At 46.6% G+C, this 15,723-nt stretch carries 19 protein-coding genes; 17 read left to right on the top strand and 2 right to left on the bottom strand.

The annotated features are described in order from the left end of the window. Nucleotides 1-6: 6 nt before the first annotated feature. The 12 genes from fliH to flhB all read left to right on the top strand — a co-directional run bounded on the left by fliH (nucleotide 7) and on the right by flhB (nucleotide 10,337). Nucleotides 7-810, top strand: a complete 804-nt coding sequence (gene fliH, locus AACV12_RS04230) for a flagellar assembly protein FliH (RefSeq protein ID WP_013856311.1) — start codon at nucleotides 7-9, stop codon at nucleotides 808-810. Further along, the gene (gene fliI, locus AACV12_RS04225) at nucleotides 810-2,132 is read left to right on the top strand and encodes a flagellar protein export ATPase FliI (RefSeq protein ID WP_013856312.1); all 1,323 of its coding nucleotides are present in this window, start codon (nucleotides 810-812) and stop codon (nucleotides 2,130-2,132) included. Before fliH ends, fliI begins: the two co-directional genes overlap by 1 nt. Before the next feature lie 3 nt (nucleotides 2,133-2,135). Further along, nucleotides 2,136-2,588, top strand: a complete 453-nt coding sequence (gene fliJ / locus AACV12_RS04220; protein WP_010318709.1) for a flagellar export protein FliJ — start codon at nucleotides 2,136-2,138, stop codon at nucleotides 2,586-2,588. Between the two features lie 172 nt (nucleotides 2,589-2,760). Continuing rightward, nucleotides 2,761-4,806: a flagellar hook-length control protein FliK gene (locus tag AACV12_RS04215; protein ID WP_170899974.1), complete on the top strand. Its 2,046-nt coding sequence runs from the start codon at nucleotides 2,761-2,763 to the stop codon at nucleotides 4,804-4,806. A 33-nt stretch (nucleotides 4,807-4,839) separates the two neighbouring features. Then, entirely contained in the window at nucleotides 4,840-5,337 is a 498-nt protein-coding gene (gene fliL, locus AACV12_RS04210; protein ID WP_013856316.1) for a flagellar basal body-associated protein FliL, read from the top strand. Between the two features lie 7 nt (nucleotides 5,338-5,344). Beyond that, nucleotides 5,345-6,397 carry a flagellar motor switch protein FliM gene (gene fliM, locus AACV12_RS04205; protein ID WP_013856317.1) on the top strand — a complete coding sequence of 351 codons (1,053 nt, stop codon included), beginning with the start codon at nucleotides 5,345-5,347 and terminating at the stop codon, nucleotides 6,395-6,397. A gap of 17 nt (nucleotides 6,398-6,414) precedes the next feature. Next, nucleotides 6,415-6,825: a flagellar motor switch protein FliN gene (gene fliN, locus AACV12_RS04200; protein WP_010318705.1), complete on the top strand. Its 411-nt coding sequence runs from the start codon at nucleotides 6,415-6,417 to the stop codon at nucleotides 6,823-6,825. A 33-nt stretch (nucleotides 6,826-6,858) separates the two neighbouring features. Continuing rightward, nucleotides 6,859-7,239, top strand: coding sequence for a flagellar biosynthetic protein FliO (gene fliO, locus AACV12_RS04195; RefSeq protein WP_170899973.1), 381 nt, complete (start codon nucleotides 6,859-6,861; stop codon nucleotides 7,237-7,239). 46 nt (nucleotides 7,240-7,285) lie between these two features. After that, the gene (fliP, locus tag AACV12_RS04190) at nucleotides 7,286-8,125 is read left to right on the top strand and encodes a flagellar type III secretion system pore protein FliP (protein WP_017042736.1); all 840 of its coding nucleotides are present in this window, start codon (nucleotides 7,286-7,288) and stop codon (nucleotides 8,123-8,125) included. Between the two features lie 11 nt (nucleotides 8,126-8,136). Then, on the top strand, nucleotides 8,137-8,406 hold the full coding sequence (fliQ, locus tag AACV12_RS04185) for a flagellar biosynthesis protein FliQ (protein WP_013856321.1): 270 nt from the start codon (nucleotides 8,137-8,139) through the stop codon (nucleotides 8,404-8,406). Nucleotides 8,407-8,414: 8 nt separating this feature from the next. Next, entirely contained in the window at nucleotides 8,415-9,197 is a 783-nt protein-coding gene (gene fliR / locus AACV12_RS04180) for a flagellar biosynthetic protein FliR (RefSeq protein ID WP_013856322.1), read from the top strand. A 9-nt stretch (nucleotides 9,198-9,206) separates the two neighbouring features. Beyond that, on the top strand, nucleotides 9,207-10,337 hold the full coding sequence (gene flhB / locus AACV12_RS04175; RefSeq protein ID WP_013856323.1) for a flagellar biosynthesis protein FlhB: 1,131 nt from the start codon (nucleotides 9,207-9,209) through the stop codon (nucleotides 10,335-10,337). Between the two features lie 56 nt (nucleotides 10,338-10,393). Here flhB and smrB read toward each other — a convergent pair whose 3' ends face one another. Further along, nucleotides 10,394-10,924, bottom strand: coding sequence for an endonuclease SmrB (gene smrB, locus AACV12_RS04170; protein WP_013856324.1), 531 nt, complete (start codon nucleotides 10,922-10,924; stop codon nucleotides 10,394-10,396). 63 nt (nucleotides 10,925-10,987) lie between these two features. On the opposite strand from smrB, the gene prmB reads away from it, so the two are divergent. Together prmB and aroC are read left to right on the top strand one after the other, a co-directional pair. Beyond that, nucleotides 10,988-11,920, top strand: coding sequence for a 50S ribosomal protein L3 N(5)-glutamine methyltransferase (gene prmB, locus AACV12_RS04165; RefSeq protein WP_013856325.1), 933 nt, complete (start codon nucleotides 10,988-10,990; stop codon nucleotides 11,918-11,920). Nucleotides 11,921-12,104: 184 nt separating this feature from the next. Then, on the top strand, nucleotides 12,105-13,190 hold the full coding sequence (aroC, locus tag AACV12_RS04160) for a chorismate synthase (RefSeq protein WP_026028357.1): 1,086 nt from the start codon (nucleotides 12,105-12,107) through the stop codon (nucleotides 13,188-13,190). A gap of 152 nt (nucleotides 13,191-13,342) precedes the next feature. Here the strand turns inward: aroC and AACV12_RS04155 are convergent, their stop codons facing one another. Next, nucleotides 13,343-13,966: a trimeric intracellular cation channel family protein gene (locus tag AACV12_RS04155; RefSeq protein WP_094165167.1), complete on the bottom strand. Its 624-nt coding sequence runs from the start codon at nucleotides 13,964-13,966 to the stop codon at nucleotides 13,343-13,345. Between the two features lie 234 nt (nucleotides 13,967-14,200). Between AACV12_RS04155 and AACV12_RS04150 the strand changes: the two genes are divergently transcribed. From AACV12_RS04150 to AACV12_RS04140, 3 genes are all read left to right on the top strand, one after another. Next, the gene (locus AACV12_RS04150) at nucleotides 14,201-14,731 is read left to right on the top strand and encodes an elongation factor P hydroxylase (RefSeq protein WP_170899972.1); all 531 of its coding nucleotides are present in this window, start codon (nucleotides 14,201-14,203) and stop codon (nucleotides 14,729-14,731) included. Nucleotides 14,732-14,763: 32 nt separating this feature from the next. After that, the gene (locus AACV12_RS04145) at nucleotides 14,764-15,027 is read left to right on the top strand and encodes a YfcL family protein (protein WP_013856329.1); all 264 of its coding nucleotides are present in this window, start codon (nucleotides 14,764-14,766) and stop codon (nucleotides 15,025-15,027) included. A 117-nt stretch (nucleotides 15,028-15,144) separates the two neighbouring features. Then, entirely contained in the window at nucleotides 15,145-15,669 is a 525-nt protein-coding gene (locus tag AACV12_RS04140) for an NADPH-dependent FMN reductase (protein WP_026027294.1), read from the top strand. Nucleotides 15,670-15,723 lie beyond the last annotated feature (54 nt).

The following is a 15,723-nucleotide window of genomic DNA, read 5'->3' as shown; positions in this document are numbered from 1 at the left end:
AGCATTATGTCTGGAGAAAGAAAACGCGGCTTTTTACGTTTAGATGCAGACGCTAATATTGAACAAGCCAAAAAGTGGGGGTTGCCGGACTACGGCGCAGAGATCAATAAAAAAGCCAAAGAAACGGCAATGAACTACGACCCCGGTTGGATGCCAAGTTTTGATGAGCCTGTGGTTGAAGAGCCTCTGCAACTCAGCGAAGAAGAGATTGGCCAGATCAAACAAGGGGCTTATCAAGAAGGTTTGCACCAAGGCCAAGAAGCCGGATTCAAACAAGGTTATGAAAAAGGCAAAGAAGAAGGGCTGATTGCAGGACACCAAGAAGGTGTTGAGCAAGGCAAAACCGAGGGTGTCGCTGAAGGGCAAACCCTCATCCAGCAGCAGGTTGATATTTTCGTTGGTCTTGCCAATCAATTTGCTCAACCGCTAGAGTTGATGAATGCCCAAGTCGAAAAACAGCTGGTCGATATGGTTTTAACCTTGGTCAAAGAAGTCGTTCACGTTGAGGTACAAACCAACCCGCAAGTGATCTTAGATACCGTCAAATCGTCGGTTGAGTCCCTGCCTGTATCTGGTCATGCCATCACATTAAAACTCCATCCAGAAGATGTTGAAGTGATTCATTCTGCTTATGGCGAAAAAGAGCTGGATTTCCGAAACTGGACATTAGTTAAAGAGCCGGCATTAAATCGCGGTGACGTCCAGATTGAAGCAGGTGAATCGAGTGTGAATTATCGAATGGAAGATCGTATTCGTAGCGTGTTGAAAAGTTTTTGTGGCACCAATCGTCACCAACAAGGTGATCAATAGTGTTGTCTCTTGCCGATCGCCTTAGTCAATATAAAACCGAAGGGTTAACCTGCCGCCCAATGGCATCGGGCAAACTGGTCCGTGTGGTTGGTTTAACCCTTGAGGCTACCGGTTGTAAAGCTCCTATTGGTAGCTTATGTAAAGTAGAAACCATGTCAGGAGAAATGGAAGCGGAAGTGGTTGGCTTTTCTGGCGATAACCTCTATCTGATGCCCAGCGAACAGATAACAGGCGTACTGCCCGGAGCTAAAGTTACCCCAATGACAGGGGATGCTGGCCTACCAGTCGGGATGGAGCTGCTTGGACGGGTGATTGATGGTGTCGGTAATCCACTCGATGGGCTGGGGCCTATTTATACCGAAAAGCGCGCATCGTTTAATGCTGACCCCATCAATCCATTAGCTCGCAAACCCATAACAGAACCTCTGGACGTTGGCCTAAAAGCGATCAACGGTTTACTGACGGTGGGTAAAGGGCAGCGGATTGGTTTATTTGCCGGTTCTGGTGTCGGTAAGTCGGTAACGCTTGGCATGATGACTCGTGGCACAACCGCTCAAGTGGTGGTGGTGGGGCTGATTGGTGAACGTGGCCGCGAAGTAAAAGAGTTTATAGAAGAGATTTTAGGCGTTGATGGACGTCAACGTTCAGTGGTGGTAGCCGCGCCTGCGGACTCCTCACCGTTGATGCGTTTAAAAGGCTGTCAAACCGCGTTAGCGATTGCGGAATACTTTCGTGATCAAGGGTTAGATGTATTGCTACTCATGGACTCGTTGACTCGTTTTGCCCAAGCGCAACGTGAAATTGCGTTATCTGTGGGTGAGCCGCCAGCCACAAAAGGTTATCCGCCATCGGTGTTTGCTAAACTGCCCGCCTTGGTTGAACGAGCGGGAAATGGCGGTCCTCACCAAGGATCGATTACCGCTTTCTTTACCGTGCTCACCGAAGGGGATGATCTACAAGACCCGATCGCTGATGCATCGCGAGCCATTCTTGATGGTCACATTGTTTTATCACGTGAAATGGCCGATGCCGGACATTACCCAGCGATTGATGTAGAGAAATCGGTCAGCCGTGTCATGCCACAAATCACCACCGATGAACATCTGTTGATGTCGAAAGCGGTGCGTCAAATACTCTCCATCTGCCGGAAAAATCAAGATCTCGTCTCTATCGGTGCTTACAAGCCGGGGACGGACCCTGCGATTGACAGTGCATTTACGCTAAAACCTAGACTGGATGAATATTTGCAGCAAGGGATGAAGGATTCGGTTCCTTACGACATGTGCGTCAATATGCTCAAGCACGTTTTACAAGTGGGGTAATCGATGGATAACGCACTCGAGTTTTTGCTTGACCAAGCCAAAGACAAAGAAGAAAAAGCCGTGATGGCGTTATCTAAATCGCGTGATGAGTTAGAGAGTTATTACAAGCAGTTAGCGCAGATTGAACAATACCGACTGGATTATTGTCAGCAGCTTATGGAGCGCGGCATGTCGGGTTTGACGGCGAGCCAATATGGACACTTAAACCGATTTCTTACCCAGTTAGATGAAACCCTTGTCAAACAAAGAGATGCAGAACAACACTTCAAAAATCAGGTAGAGAACTGCCAAGAGCATTGGATGGAAGTGAGAAAACAGCGACGCTCTTACGAATGGCTCATTGAAAAAAAACAGATAGAAGCGCAACGTCTGCAAGATAAACGAGAGCAGAAGCAGATGGATGAGTTTTCTACACTGCTCTTTAGTCGGCAACGTTCTAATCAACACAAGTTTTAAGCAACATAAGTTTTAATCAAAATAAGTTTTAAGTCACTGACGCCTCAAGTCGTCAACGTGTCCAATAAGATGGGTGTCATACTTTCTTATCGATATTGAAGGCTTGGCTCATTTCTTGCTTCTGACTAATCACGGAGTTCATTAGGTTAATCCACTGCGCCATCGTCAAAAAATGATGAAACATGGCTTACTGGTCAATAATGAATCCGCGTCATCCTCTGTTTTTAGTGCGAGCATCATGGATATGAATGTAAATATTACAACACCATCCGACACCTCTAAAATGGCCAGCGTGAGTAAAGCAGGCTCTGATGCGGTGAGTGAAGGTTCTGAATCTCAAGGTTTTTTTGAAAAACTGACCGCCCTCATTATGGGTCGTAGCACTGAATCTTCGGCAGAAACCGACTTTAAGGCGCTGGATGAGGGAGCTGTGCTCACCGATGACGTGGCAGCCCAAAGTAGCGATGCCTTGTTAGATAAAGAACTTGGTGAGGCATTGAGTGAAGAGGCTGATCTTGCTACCGTGCAAACAAAATCACCCCCTTCAGCAGAGGTTGATGACTCCGCTCTTCAGCTGAAAACAGCACAGGTTATGAGCGATGGCGATGAAATCCTTGGCCGTTTAAATAGCGCCAATCAAGCACTTGCTGACCAAAACGGCAAAACCTTGCCACAAAACACTCATCTGGTAGACGTGCAAATCGACGACAACGCAGGTGACTCCTCGGATCAAGTGGAGCAAAAAGCGCCAGCGGCTGCGCAAATATCAGCACAGGATGCATTCGCTAAACCCACTACTGAACCAGTAGCACCGACGTCAGTGAATGAGCAAGCTCCATTATCTGATCAGCACATCACGGAACAAGATGCAGAGCGTGTGCTGCCTATTCAGCAGGGCAAAGAGCGTTTGATTGCTGCGGAAGGTTCACCTACGGCATCAAGCTTAAACGCAGAGACTGAAGAGAATGGTGAACTCATCCTGCCGGAATCAGTCCGAAAATTCATTCAGCCGCCTCAAGATACAAAGTCAGTGCAAGCAAGCGCTTTGTCGCAAGCGATAGAAGATGAGGCCACTTTACTTGCCACAACTGAAGTTGGCGATGCAGCAGTTAACGCGGTGGCAAAAAGTGACAACACCATGCTCATAGAGCCATCACCTTTGGTTGAAGCGCAAGCACTTGATTCACAATTGACAACAAATTTAGCAGAGGGCAAGTTGCCACTCTCTCCATCTACGAATACACCTCAAACCGATTCGGAAAATGATCAGCAAGGACTGCCCACAGAGGCGTTATTGACTGCCGCTGCCATTCCTTGGGCGAACACAGTTGTTGCCGAAGGGCAAGCATTACCTCTAGACGTGGCACAAAGTGAAACGGTCCTCAAGGGTAAAAATACGCCGGTTTCATTAGCCCATTCTGTTCAGCAAGCCTTAGCTCAGCAACAATCTCAAACCATGCAGGCTGCCGCGGCGGCAGACAAAGCCGCACTAGCATCGTCACCTCTTGTGACAGCAAGCAATGAGTTATCCAATGTACAAATACAACAGTTAGCGAATGCGGCCGCGATACCAGCTGCAACCCATGCTGAATTGCCACTCAACCCCGCGCTATTCAAAGCCGGATTAGGCGCGAAAGCGTTATCGGGTGTGAATGATGCAGGGTCGGCTCAAGAGCAAAAAGAGGGCACATTAGCGCAGCAGCTTTCGAGTGCTTTGGGGCAACATGGTTTGAACGCGACGCAGAGCCGTGCTGACAACTTGCAAGCCGCGCAACAGCCTCCTTTGTTGCTTAACCGAGAAATGGCCAGTGAGCAAATGGCGGAACGGCTGCAAATGATGATGTCGAAAAACCTTAAACATGTCGATATTCGCTTAGATCCACCGGAATTGGGGCGTTTACAAATTCGTATGAATATGAATGGTGATCATACGACGGTTCATTTTACGGTCGCTAACCATCAAGCACGTGATGTGATTGAACAATCTATGCCAAGGCTACGAGAAATGTTGGCACAACAAGGTGTGCAGTTGGGTGAGACCTCTGTCCAACAACAGAGCGCTGGTCAGCAACAAGCGCGCTACACTGCCGACGGGGATGCCCAATCTGGTCAATTGGCGCGCAACGGAAGCTATTTAGACGAAGAAAACCTTGATACAGACGTCAAACTTGATTTGAATGTCGCATCAAAGCGTGATGGAATCAGTTATTACGCTTAAACTAATATTAAAAATAACGACATAGAGAACATTATGGCCGATGAAGAGTTAGGCGCGGAAGCCCCCAAAGGGAAGAAAAAACTGCTGATTATCATTATTGCTGCCGTCGTGTTACTGCTTGGTGGTGGTGCAGCTTTCTTTTTGATGAGCGGAGATGAGGGTGAAGCCACGAGTGAGCAAGCCCCCGCAGCGCAGCAAGCTTTGCCAACGGATCCTGTGGCTTACGTTAATATTGCACAGCCGTTTGTGTTTAACGTCACGGGTGATAAGAAAGATCGGTTGGTGCAAATCAAAGTGCAGTTGATGGTGCGGGGTTCTGAAAATGAAAGCCTTGCACGTTACCATTCACCTTTAGTGGAAAGCTCTTTACTGGCCACTTTTGCGTCTGCCACTGTGGAACAGCTTCGTAGCCCTACCGGGCGAATTGAGCTGAGAGATAAGGCGACCGATGACATTAAAGCGGCACTCACTAAAGCGGTTGGGCAACCTGTGATCGAAAAAGTGTTGTTTACTGATTTTGTAATGCAGTAGGTGAGAAGTGACTGATTTATTAAGCCAAGACGAAATTGATGCCCTGCTTCATGGTGTAGACAGTGTTGATGAGGCGGAAGACGATGACGATGTTGCCGATAAGTCGGCGATTAACTTTGACTTCTCTTCACAAGACCGTATCGTCCGTGGGCGCATGCCTACGCTGGAGCTTATCAACGAACGTTTTGCTCGTCACATGCGTATTAGTTTGTTCAACATGCTGCGTAAAACGGCTGAAGTGTCGATCAACGGCGTACAGATGATGAAGTTTGGTGAATACCAAAATACGCTTTATGTTCCGACCAGTTTGAACATGGTGCGTTTTCGTCCGTTAAAAGGGACCGCGTTGGTCACGATGGAAGCGCGTTTAGTCTTCATTTTGGTGGAAAACTTTTTTGGGGGCGATGGCCGTTTCCACGCTCGAATTGAAGGGCGCGAATTTACGCCAACAGAACGACGTGTCATTCAATTACTGTTAAAAATTGTTTTCGGTGACTACAAAGAAGCTTGGTCACCGGTGATGGGCGTTGAGTTTGAATATTTGGATTCAGAAGTGAACCCAAGTATGGCTAACATCGTCAGCCCAACGGAAGTGATCGTAGTGAGCTCGTTTCATATCGAAGTCGATGGCGGCGGCGGCGATTTCCACGTGGTCATGCCTTATTCGATGGTTGAACCCATTCGTGAGTTACTCGATGCGGGTGTCCAGTCGGATAAAATGGAAACCGATGTGCGTTGGAGTTCTGCACTGCGCGAAGAGATCATGGATGTACCCGTCAATTTCCGAGTCAATTTATTAGAACAAGACATTTCATTGCGTGACTTAATGGATCTACAAGTAGGCGATATCATCCCAATTAAAATGCCCAAAAACGCAACGATGTTTGTTGAAGAGCTGCCTACTTACCGAGTGAAAATGGGCCGCTCTGGTGAAAAACTGGCGGTTCAAGTCTCTGAAAAAATTAAACGCCCTGATGTAGTAAAAACGGATCTCGCCTTTTTAGGTAAAGACATCATGTCTGAATTTGAAGATGATGACGAAGAAGATAACGAAGAATAATAGAGTAGGTAACGAAGATGGAACCAAGTGACGACCAAAGATTGGCAGACGAATGGGCAGCCGCATTAGGGGAAGACCCATCCGCGCCTAGTATTGATGTAGATGAAATTCTGGCCGCGCCTCTTGATGAATTGAAAGACACTTCACCACCGATCACCGAAGATGAGCGCCGCAAACTTGATACGATCATGGACATTCCGGTGACCATTTCGATGGAAGTGGGACGTTCGAAGATCAGCATTCGTAACTTACTGCAATTGAACCAAGGCTCGGTGGTTGAGCTTGATCGCATCGCGGGTGAGTCATTGGATGTGATGGTGAACGGAACCTTGATTGCTCATGGAGAAGTGGTAGTGGTTAACGATAAATTCGGTATTCGTTTAACCGATGTAATCAGCCAGACTGAGCGTATTAAAAAGCTGCGTTAGCATAACGTCAGTTTACGAAAAAGAAGTATTTGGATGAAAAAACTGATCGGTTTATTGCTCTGTTCAAGCCAAGCGATGGCAGCGCCGAATGATCACTTAGATTTAGCGACCACTTTCGGGTCGCTTTTGTTCGTTATTGCGCTAATTCTCTTTTTGGCTTGGGTGTTAAAACGAATGCGAGTGCCCACGTTCGGTAATCAAAAAGGGTTGAGCATTGTACGTCAACTGCCAGTGGGTACTAAAGAGCGTATCGTTATTGTGCAAGCGGGAGAAGAACAATTTCTCGTCGGAGTCACGTCACAATCCGTCCAATTGATCGCAAAATTAGATGCCTCACTCAAACAGGAGGAGGCTGAGGTCAGTCCGTTTGCCGGTCAACTGACTCAGCTGCTAAAGAAAAATGACAAGAAATAGTCGCACGGCCTCATTGGGTTACCTTGGTCATCTATGGCATCTTTCTATGTTGCTGGTGGCATTATTGTTTACCCCGTTTGCGTTTTCAGAGCAAGAGTTAGCCACGCCAATTCCTTCCAGCGCCGTAGGCGCAGAAACGGTGACAGTAACGGCGATGAATAAAGACAGTGGCGCCTCTAAAACGATAGCCGCTGGTAGCGTCAGTGGTGGTGGCGGTATTCCAGCATTTACCATGACGACCAATTCAGATGGCAGTCAAGATTACTCGATCAATCTACAAATTTTAGCCTTGATGACCATGTTGGGTTTTTTGCCTGCCATGGTCATTTTGATGACTTCCTTTACACGTATCGTGATTGTGATGTCGATCTTGCGCCAGGCAATGGGCCTGCAACAAACGCCGTCAAACCAAGTAATTATCGGCATCGCTATTTTTCTCACTTTTTTCATTATGTCACCAGTCATCAACGCCATTAATGAGCAAGCTGTGCAGCCATATCTCAATGAGCAGATGACGGCGCGTCAAGCGTTTGATACGGCTCAAGAGCCACTAAAAGCCTTCATGCTGAAACAGACGCGAGTCAAAGATTTAGAAACTTTTGTTGAGATATCGGGCTCTGACGCAACCAATCCTGAAGAGGTCTCGATGGCGGTGCTGATCCCTGCGTTCATCACCTCGGAGCTAAAAACGGCGTTTCAAATCGGCTTTATGCTATTTTTACCCTTTTTAATCATTGATTTAGTGGTGGCGTCTGTTTTGATGGCGATGGGTATGATGATGCTTTCGCCGATGATCGTCTCGCTGCCTTTTAAACTCATGCTGTTTGTACTAGTGGATGGATGGAACTTGATCCTCTCAACGCTAGCCGGCAGTTTTGCTTTATAGCGGGGGCGCGAATGACTCCTGAAGTCTTTGTTGAGCTGTTTCGAGACGCACTGTGGATGGTGCTTATCATGGTGTGCGCCATCATCATCCCGAGTTTGTTGATTGGTTTAGTGGTCGCCATTTTCCAAGCCGCGACCTCAATTAACGAACAGACGTTGAGCTTTTTACCGCGTCTCATTGTGACGTTACTGGCACTGATGTTCTTTGCTCATTGGATGACGCAGATGTTGATGGAGTATTTCTTCTCTATCGTTGAACGGCTACCACAGGTGCTGTACTAGGAGCTTGAATGGAGTACCCAACAAGCCTCGTTTTAGAGTGGATTGCTAGCTATTTTTGGCCCTACACTCGTATTTCCGCCATGCTGATGGTGATGTCAGTCACTGGGGCCCGCTTTGTTCCGACCCGAGTGCGGCTCTACTTAGGTTTGGCTATTACCTTCGCCGTGATGCCCGCGATTCCTGCCGTTTCAGAGACCGTTGAACTACTTTCATTTAAAGGTTTTTTGACCACCTTTGAGCAGATTATTATTGGCGTTGCAATGGGCATGATCACCCAGTTTATAATCCAAACCTTTGTTATGCTTGGCCAAATATTGGGTATGCAAGCCAGCTTAGGTTTTGCTTCAATGGTCGACCCCGTAAACGGACAAAACACCCCTTTGCTTGGTCAATTGTTTATGTTTTTAGCGACCTTGTTCTTCTTAGCAACCGATGGTCATTTAAAGATGATCCAACTGGTGGTATTCAGTTTCAAAACCTTGCCTATTGGCGATGGGGCATTAACGACCGTGGATTTTCGTGAGCTCGCATTGTGGCTGGGAATTATGTTTAAAGTGGCGCTGAGTATGTCTCTTTCTGGCATCATTGCGCTATTAACCGTCAACTTATCATTTGGTGTGATGACTCGTGCAGCCCCTCAGCTCAACATTTTCTCGTTGGGTTTTGCGTTTGCGCTTTTGGTCGGCTTGTTACTCTGTTGGTATATTTTAGGCGGCCTGTATAGTCACTACGAACTATTCTGGTTAGAAGGCGAGCAACAAATTTGTCGCCTTATCCGTATGAACTGTTAGGAGGCGCGTTTGGCAGAGTCAGACGGTCAAGAACGTACCGAAGACGCCACGCCCAAGCGATTGGACGAGGCGCGAAAAAAAGGTCAAGTCGCTCGTTCAAAAGAGTTAGCGTCCGTTTCGGTACTGGTAGTGGGTGCGATTGCATTGATGTGGTTTGGCGAATCGTTAGCCCGAGCCTTGTACGCTTTGATGGGTCGAATCTTCAACTTAAGCCGAGAAGAAGTGTTTGATCTCGGAAAGTTGTTTGATATTGCGGCTGGTTCTCTTGCGACCCTGATATTGCCACTCTCGCTTATCTTAATCACGTTATTTATTGCTGCATTAATTGGCGCGGCTGGCATTGGTGGAATTAACTTTTCTGTCGAAGCTGCGATGCCAAAGCCCTCCAAAATGAACCCGCTCAGTGGCTTAAAACGTATGTTCGGTTTGCAAAGTTGGGTTGAGTTATTTAAGTCCATTTTAAAAGTACTGCTTGTTTCTGGCGTTGCTTTTTATCTGATCAATGCATCGAAAGAAGATCTATTTCAACTGAGCATGGATGTCTATCCACAAAATATTTTCCATGCGCTCGATATCTTACTCAACTTCGTGTTGCTGATCAGTTGTTCTTTATTGGTCGTGGTCGCCATCGATATCCCATTCCAAATCTGGCAGCACGCTGACCAATTAAAAATGACCAAGCAAGAAGTAAAAGACGAATACAAAGATACGGAAGGAAAACCTGAGGTTAAAGGCCGAATTCGGATGTTGCAGCGTGAAGCGGCTCAGCGGCGGATGATGGCGGAAGTGCCACAAGCGGATGTAATCATCACCAACCCAGAACACTTCTCAGTTGCGCTGCGCTATAAACAAAATACGGATAAAGCACCGATTGTGGTGGCTAAAGGCGTCGATCACATGGCGATGAAAATTCGTGAAGTAGCACGTGCGCATGATATACACATCATCCCCGCACCGCCTTTGGCTCGAGCGCTTTATCACACAACCGATCTTGAGCAGGAGATCCCCGACGGGCTTTTCGTGGCGGTCGCGCAGGTACTGGCTTATGTCTTTCAGCTTAAGCAGTATCGTAAACGCGGTGGTCAAAGACCCAAACTCGATGAGAATAACATGCCGATTCCACCGGATTTACGACATTAATCCTCATCGTTATGCTGGGGCAAAAGCGTTAATGCTGAGGTTAGCGTCAGTTTAAATCACTTATCAGGAATAGAAAGCAGCACCAACACCGCGCCATGCCCGCCAAATTCAAGGGGGGCTTGATGAAATGCCATCACATCAGGATGTTGAGCGAGCCAGAGAGGAACTTTTTGTTTGAGAATGTGTTTACCGATCCCATGTTGGACACAAGCGCAGTGAATATTTTCTTTCACACAATAAGCAACCATCGCCCCTAGTTCTCGTTTCGCTTCTTGCTGTGTCATGCCGTGCATATCCAAAAACACATCCGGCACATAGACGCCACGTCTTAACCGTTTAACTTCATATTTCGACACATCATCACGAGCATAGCGCGTCGGGCCTTCATCGCTGAGTTTTGGTATAAACTCATCGGAAAAATAAAATTCGGTATCGCTGGCTTCCCGCGCAATACGGCGGATTTCTTTTTGTTTGGGGTTTCTGTTTGGCGGCTGGATTATGGTATCCTGTCGCAACTTTTTAACGCCCTTTACTGCATCCCGAAACAAGTCGAAAGCGTCATCGTGTTCGGTCTCTTTTTGGCTCATTGGGTTTGGTCATTTTCTAACAGATCGATATTGGCAGTATTGTAGCGCTTTTCGGAGGCAATTTTGGATAAGATTTTTGTAGAAGAGGCGGTTTCTGAACTTCACACGCTTCAAGATATGATTCGTTGGACGGTCAGCCGTTTTAATGCCGCCAACTTATTTTATGGTCATGGGACCGATAATGCGTGGGATGAAGCCGTTCAGCTAATCCTACCGACACTCTATCTTCCGATTGATGTTCCTCCGCATGTACTGAATTCTCGTTTAACAGGCAGCGAACGTCTGCGTATTGTTGAACGGGTGATTAAGCGCATTAATGAACGTACTCCTATCGCTTATTTAACCAATAAAGCGTGGTTCTGTGGCCTTGAGTTTTATGTGGATGAGCGAGTACTGGTGCCACGTTCACCGATTGGCGAATTGATTGAAGCGCAGTTCCAACCTTGGTTGATCGACGAGCCTGTACGTATTATGGATTTGTGTACTGGCAGCGGTTGCATCGCCATTGCGTGCGCCCACGCGTTCCCTGATGCTGAAGTGGATGCGATTGATATCTCAACCGACGCACTGCAAGTGGCAGAGCAAAATATTCAAGATCACGGTATGGAGCAACAAGTTTTCCCGATCCGTTCCGATCTATTCCGTGATTTGCCAAAAGAGAAATATGACCTAATCGTGTCGAATCCACCGTATGTGGATCAAGAAGATATGAATAGTTTGCCCAAAGAGTTCAAACACGAACCAGAACTCGGCTTAGCCGCCGGTACCGATGGTTTGAAATTGGTGCGTCGTATTTTGGCCAATGCGGCGGGGTACCTCACTGATAACGGTATTTTGATCTGTGAAGTGGGCAATTCGATGGTGCATATGATGAATCAATACGACCACATTCCGTTTACTTGGCTTGAGTTTGAAAATGGTGGGCATGGCGTATTCATGCTGACTCGCCAGCAGTTGGTTGATTGCGCTAGCGACTTTGCGCTTTATATCGACTAATGCCGTACGCACAATAAAAACGCCAGCCACAGTGCTGGCGTTTTTTTATCCATTATAAAAATACACATTGCTTTATTTTGGGGCTTTACATCATTTCGTAATAAAGCCACTATGAATCCACGAACAATAGAATGAAGCGGTGATAGGGAGCATGTCGCTCTGTGTCATCAATATTGAGGAAGTAATGGCAGGAAACAGTATCGGACAACATTTTCGAGTGATGACATTCGGAGAAAGTCACGGTATCGCACTAGGATGTATCGTCGACGGATGCCCTCCGGGCTTAGAAATTACAGAAGCTGACTTACAGATAGACCTAGATCGTCGCCGTCCTGGCACATCTCGCTATACAACGCAGCGCCGTGAAGCGGATGAAGTCAAAATTCTTTCTGGTGTATTTGAGGGGAAAACCACAGGTACATCGATTGGTCTATTAATTGAAAATACCGACCAACGTTCAACCGATTATTCAGACATTAAAGACAAGTTTCGCCCCGGTCATGCCGATTATACCTACCATCAAAAATATGGCATTCGCGACTATCGTGGTGGTGGCCGTTCATCAGCACGTGAGACAGCGATGCGAGTGGCAGCGGGAGCCATTGCGAAGAAATATCTCAAACAAGAATTTGGGGTTGAAATTCGCGCTTACTTGTCACAAATGGGTGATGTTTGTATCGATAAAGTGGATTGGAATGAAATTGAGAATAATGCCTTTTTCTGTCCAGATGCAGACAAAGTGGCGGCATTCGACCAACTGATCCGTGATTTGAAAAAAGAAGGTGATTCGATCGGTGCAAAGATTCAAGTTGTCGCGACAAACCTGCCTGTTGGTTTAGGTGAGCCAGTATTTGATCGTCTAGATGCGGATATTGCGCATGCTTTGATGAGCATTAATGCGGTGAAAGGGGTAGAGATTGGTGACGGTTTTGATGTCGTGCAGCAAAAAGGCAGCCAGCATCGAGATCCTCTAACACCGAACGGCTTTCGCTCAAATCATGCCGGCGGTATTTTAGGCGGTATTTCGACTGGGCAAGATATTGTTGCCAGTATTGCGCTTAAACCCACGTCAAGTATTACAGTACCTGGCGATACCATTACTCGCACGGGTGAACCCACACAACTTATCACGAAAGGTCGCCATGATCCTTGCGTTGGTATTCGCGCCGTGCCCATTGCCGAAGCAATGCTGGCGATTGTGTTGATGGACCACTTACTTCGTCATCGCGGGCAGAACTTTGCGGTTCAAACAGAAACGCCTAAAATCTAATCCAGCATAACCGAATTAAAATGAAAAGCGCCCTTCTTGTTAGGGCGCTTTTGTTTTAAGCAATTTTCTGTTTGGCCAATTTCCGCGGCTGAATGAATTTTTTATCGAAACAAGTCAGCTAATCTAACCAAATATCTAACATTGGATTGTGGCTAATGAATCTGATTTTCAGCATCAAGCTGGAAAGAAGGCAAACGCCATTTAAAACGCACTGCCGCCATACGCAATAAATAACCCGCAATAAGCGTTACTATCGTGCTGGTGACATCATTGATGCCGAATGCGAGCAAGGTTAAATAAAGCCCTGAAGCGACTAATGAAACCGAAGCGTAGAGCTCTTCATGCAGTACCAATGGCGTTTGTCTGCAGATTAAATCGCGTAATAACCCACCAAACACCCCAGTGACCAACGCAGAAACCATACAAATACCGGGATGCAAACCCATGCCCATTGCGACTTTTGTGCCTATGATACTGAACACAATTAGCCCCAATGCATCTAAACGAATGAACAACCCTTTGAGTTTGATTACCCATTTAGCTAAGCCTGTGGTGAGAACGCCTGCGATACAGGTAATGGCTAAAAACTCCGGATTCTTCACCCAACCTAGCGGATAATGGCCGAGTAAAATATCCCTCACCGTACCGCCTCCAATCGCAGTGGCACTCGCTACTAACATCACACCGAACCAATCCATTTTTCGACGGCCTGCACTCAATGCGCCAGTCATCGCTTCGGCAGTAATACCAATAATATATAAAACACTGAGCAACATAATGCGGTACTCCGACAGCACTTCCTTAGGTATATAAGAACCGAGAAAGCGGTTGAACTTAAAAATGGAGGCGCAAGTGTAGTAGTAAAGTCAGGCGATGGCGAATGAGATTTTATGCCAAGAAACCGTTTGACCGATTAATAAAACTAATGAAGTGGGGCGATTGAATGGCTTTACCTGACTACAGAAAAATAAGAGAATGCGTTGAGAAATTTTTGCCTGCATGACTGAGCGATGACACATCACTACCAAGACTTGATCTCCCTGTTCAATGACACTTTTTTTGAGCCATTCAATACGCGTTTAGAGCTCGGTGGTGATGAGCCGATTTACTTGCCTGCTGATGCACAAATCAATTATCACCGCATCATTTTCGCACGGGGATTTTTTGCCTCGGCACTGCATGAAATTGCGCATTGGTGCGTCGCTGGCCCTGAACGGCGATTGATGGAAGATTTTGGCTATTGGTATCAACCAGACGGGCGAACCGCGCAAGTCCAAGCCGAATTTGAAAAAGTAGAGGTTCGCCCTCAAGCGTATGAGTGGATTTTATCGGTCAGTGCTGGCTTTCCTTTTACTGTGAGTTGTGACAACCTACACGGCGATTTTGAACCAGACCGCATCGCCTTTATGACTCAGGTACATCGTGAGGTAGTCGCTATCTTACAGGTTGGGCTTCCACCCCGAGTGAAGATGCTGTCAGATGCATTACGTGCTTTTTATGGTACGACAGAATTAAGGCTAGAGCACTTTACTATCAGGTAACTGGCTAAATAATAAGAGAAAATGAGAGTTGTATGATTATTGGATTTGAAGAAAAACTGCTGGAAATGATTGATGCACGTATTGCGACGGCATCGGACGATGAATTGTTTGCGGGTGGTTATTTGCGAGGTCATATTTCTTTGTCTGCAGCCGCGTGTGAAGATGAAGGAATTGACGATCTATCTCTGTTTAAAGCACGAATTGAGCAAAGCCTAGAGCAAGCGCGCACAGAGCTGACGCCTGCAGACCGTGTGATTGTGTTCGATTTATGGACCGAGCTTCACAACCAAGCTTAAGGTGACCACACTTAACTCATTCGAATTCTTTGAATGAGTCCGTAAAATTTTTATGGTTGTTGTTAATTTGTGCGATCGCTATGCTTAAGCCATATTCGAACACACAAGGGCAACACCATGAAAGTCATCGCATTTGGAGCATCAAACAGCTCAACTTCAATCAATAAAGCATTGGCCACTTACACCGCTCACCTCATCGAAGGTGCAGACGTGGTGGTGCTTGATATTAACAACTATACCGTTCCTATGTTTAGCGAAGATCTTGAAAAAGAGCTTGGTCAAGCCGAAGGCGCTCAAGCTTTTCTGCGTGATCTTGCTCAAGCGGATGCGTTTGTTATCTCTTTTGCTGAGCATAATGGTCACTACCCAGCGGCGTACAAAAATTTATTTGACTGGGCAACACGCATTGACCGTGAACTATTCAAAGGTAAACCTGCTGTTTACCTAGCCAGCTCTCCTGGTCCTGGTGGCGCGCAATCGGTTTTGGCGGCGGCAAATAATTCTGCTCCTTATTTTGGTGGTAATGTAAAAGCGTCTGTCTCGGTACCGAGTTTTTATGACAATTTTGACTTGGCTACGGGTCAAGTGACTAACCCAGAAGTGGCGGCACAATTGAAAGACGCGGTTGCGAAGCTCGTATAGCTTTCGTGTCTCGTTTTAAGTTCGTCTCACGTTAAGTTTCACGGCTTTTCGCGT

Origin of the sequence: Vibrio sp. 2-2(8) (assembly GCF_963888495.1) — a bacterium.
GTDB lineage: Bacteria > Pseudomonadota > Gammaproteobacteria > Enterobacterales > Vibrionaceae > Vibrio > Vibrio anguillarum.
This window is presented reverse-complemented; position numbering and strand designations above follow the sequence as displayed.